Consider the following 3425-nt stretch of genomic DNA (forward strand, 5'->3'; position numbering starts at 1 on the left):
CCGTTACCGGCAGCGCATGACTCGACTGGAACCTCGCCACGGCTGTCTGAGTCGCCACGTCGTAAACGCCGTGGGTGGTCAGCGGCTCGCCTGCCATGTCGCGGATACCGAGCGTGTTGAGGTTCTTCTGGAGCGTGCGGATGGCGTTGTCGTCAGCTTGCTCGAAGGCGGTAGCCTGCGAGGGCCTCACGACAGGCGCGGGCTGTACCGGCGCGGAAGCCGAAGGTTCGAGCGCGAAGGATTTTTCTCTCGACAGGGGCGCTTCCTGCTCTCGACCGACAACCGCCTCCCTCTCGATATTGAGCATGTGCAACTGCTTATTTGAAGCCTCGAGCGGAACCTCGAGAGCTTTCAGCGCATCGATGCTCGCCGTCCTGGATCGAGGATTGTTGATGTCATCACCGAAAACCTCATACGCCTGGAGTGTCGGTCGCTCCGGGCTGAATTCCTTACCGAACCGGACATCCTCGATGGCCGTCATGTCACTGCGCTTGGCCTCGATGACGAGGCCTGCGGTCAGCTGGTCGACCTGACCACGATTAAGGCCAATGCCTGCGCGAGCATGTAACTCCATAAGCTGCACGCTGGCCGAGCGATACATGCCGTGATCGGGATGCGTCGGATCGCTGAGCTCACGGATGGCATCGGGGCCATGGACGCCCACGAGATATCGGGGGCCGATCTGCGAACCAATATTGGGGTCGAGCGGATCGGGCGGCGCGCAGAGAATGATCTTACGCTTGTCGTTACAGTGCGGCGGCGACGCCTGCGAGCCCATGATGTCGCGGTAGCCATAGTCACTGAATTCCGAAGTGCTATAGATGAGCAAATGATCTTCGGACCGATGGATCTGGAACATCTCGGGATCGGTTGGCACCAACATTCTATGTACTAACGGCTTATCGCTAAGCGCGTTCAGGTAGTCGGCCACGATGTTGAAGGTAAGAATCGAAAGGCCGTCACGATGGTAACTGCCACCGATATCCGAGTGAGCGCCGGGTACGGTGACGCCGACGAACCGACCGTCCGCCGAGCGACCAGGCCGGATAATCTGGGTGGATGGAAACGCATTGCGACGCTCGTCACGGGCAGTAATTTGTATTCCCGTTACCGTGGAGCTAGTGGGCTGCCGATCATAGTTGTTCGGCACACCTGTCCCGACGGGATCGAAGAGGATTTCGCCCATAGCGATCCGGCCAGGCGCACGCAGGGGCGCAAGGTTCCACTTGACGATATCGGGGCCGAACGCCTGGTGGATGACCTCTCTTCCCTCAGGGTTCTGGATACCCATCTCCTGAACTTTGCGCAGGAATCCGGCGGCCTGCTCTGCACCGCGACTGAAACCGGTAGCCATCAGTCTGATATCAGCGTTCGGATCCGCCTTTAGCCACTCGTGGGCGCGCTCACAAAATTTAAAGTACATCCATTCAATTCGCTCTTCGTAGGATGCCCCCGTGGCTCCGTCGAGCGTCCTGGCGAGAATATCCTCCTGCGTGCCGGCGCCTTTGATGTACTCCGCATGCAACCGAGGATCGACACCGCCCACGTGTCGTAGCTGAAGATGCAGCTTGCCGATGTTCGTCGCATGCTCCGGGTCCGCCCAAAGGTCGTTTCCCGTACCATCGAAGTTTGCAATGTATAGACGTGAGCGAGGGTCAGACGAGCTAAACATGTGCGGAACGGACAGACCTCCAACTTCCTGAGCCGCCTTTGCGTACAGCTTTCGATCAGCTGCCATCACTGGGTCCGTTCTCACGGCATCTTGCAGACGACCACGAATGTCGCGCTTATGCTTTTCCACCACGTCCATGTACTCTAGTTAAAATGTGTGTGAATACGCCACGATCGGATCGGTTCGAAGGTTGCTGAACCTGTTTGTAGGATCGATGGGGTGAAGTAGGTAGATCCATGCTTTCATGTAGACATGTATAGAGCGGCCCTCAACCACCAGAACGATATCTGGAGCGCCGGGAGGCACGCGGAGGTTTACGTCGTTGACGTCCAGATCAGGCGCATAGCGAACCGTTCGAGAGCGAAATATCTCGCCGAGATCGATCTTCTCGTCATGATTCGTGCCGTCCTTCGACGTCCATACAACGCGAGCAACTGAAGGAAACTCGAGGTTCCCCCAGCCACCCGAAAGATTGTTTCGATCGCGCTCAGTGAATGAGCCGCTCGGCGATCCGCTATTCACAATGTAGGCGTTGCCGTAGAGCACGCGACACCTCAGCGTGTCGAAACACCTGGCGCCGAAGCTGTGGTCGTAGAACGGGATTTTCAGCACCCCATTTTCGACCTTCGACTTCATGTGCCACGACTTGATTCCTGAATGACACCCGCTCGTCACCGTCATGGCAGCTGCCATGGCCAGATATTTCATATCCATTGTTTCTTCCTCCCTTATATCGTCGCCATTCGTTTCAGCATTCGGTGGCGCAATGGCTAATTCGGGCCTCCGTTTGACCCCCAACGGAACGCCGCCCGCCGGCAACGGACCGAGTTCACGACGCGTCTGCGCATTGACTATCTCGACATCGCGTAACAGCTGGAGGTCGTAGGGCCGATCTGCAGCGGTTAGCCGATGTACGACCTGTAGCGACGAAGGGCGCACGCCTTCGTCCTCATCGAACCCGTCATTTGCCACGGTCGCTCGCGTCGGTCCGATCATGCGGCGCGAGCTCGCTTCGGCGACTCAGTGAATGGATCCGTCGATTTCGGCCCGCCCGATGTCGTCAGAGCCATCGATTGCGATTGCGGTTGCGCTTGCGGTTGCGGTTGCGCCTGCGTCTTGCGTCGAACGGCCACGGGCGGAACACCCGCACGCTCCTTGAACATCTTGTCCTTGAAGAACCAGTTCTTCCTGGCTCGTATCGGTTTGCACCCCTCGTAGAAGATCAACTCCTCGTCGGCCGGCAACTCCTTGATCTCCTGTGGCAACAGCAAGGCGCGGCGCTCTTCGCTGTGGCTGGTCGACACCTGGTGAGAGCCGTTGCCTCGACTGGTGTTCCTATGTTCCTTGCGCACCGTCTTGAAGCCGAGCATCTCGCTGTACTGGTTGGCGTCGCTCTGCTCACGCGGCGCAAAGACGATCTGCGCACCGTGGTTGGTGATGAAGTTCTCGGCATCGTGGTCGCCGTAGGCGGCACGCAGCTGGGCACGGCTCTGTACGATGCATAGGTCGCGCACGCCGTAACTGGCGGAGATGGAGATACGCTTGGCCCAGACGTCCACGCGACCCATGGCCGTGAACTCGTCCATGAGCATCAACATCTGGTACTTGAGGTCGGGCTCTTCGCCGAGCTGCTTGCCGAGGTTATTGCCGATTACCGTACTGAAGAAGATGTTCAGCAGCTTGCCACTTTCATCCAGCTTGTTCGTTGGGATGATGACGTAGAGCGTGGTCAGCTTCTTCCGCAGGCTGGTGA

3 protein-coding genes are annotated in these 3425 nt (G+C 58.3%); all 3 read right to left on the bottom strand.

The genetic code is table 11. From position 1 onward, the window contains the following. Nucleotides 1-1810: phospholipase effector Tle1 domain-containing protein (locus AC1DT2_RS18535; RefSeq protein WP_477297943.1), on the bottom strand; the 1810-nt coding region annotated here is incomplete at its 3' end. 9 nt (nt 1811-1819) lie between these two features. After that, entirely contained in the window at nt 1820-2668 is an 849-nt protein-coding gene (locus tag AC1DT2_RS18540; protein ID WP_477297945.1) for a hypothetical protein, read from the bottom strand. Further along, nucleotides 2665-3425: type IV secretory system conjugative DNA transfer family protein (locus tag AC1DT2_RS18545; protein WP_477297946.1), on the bottom strand; the 761-nt coding region annotated here is incomplete at its 5' end. The genes AC1DT2_RS18540 and AC1DT2_RS18545, both read right to left, overlap by 4 nt.

The organism is Luteibacter sp. P4_E6, from assembly GCF_056401535.1.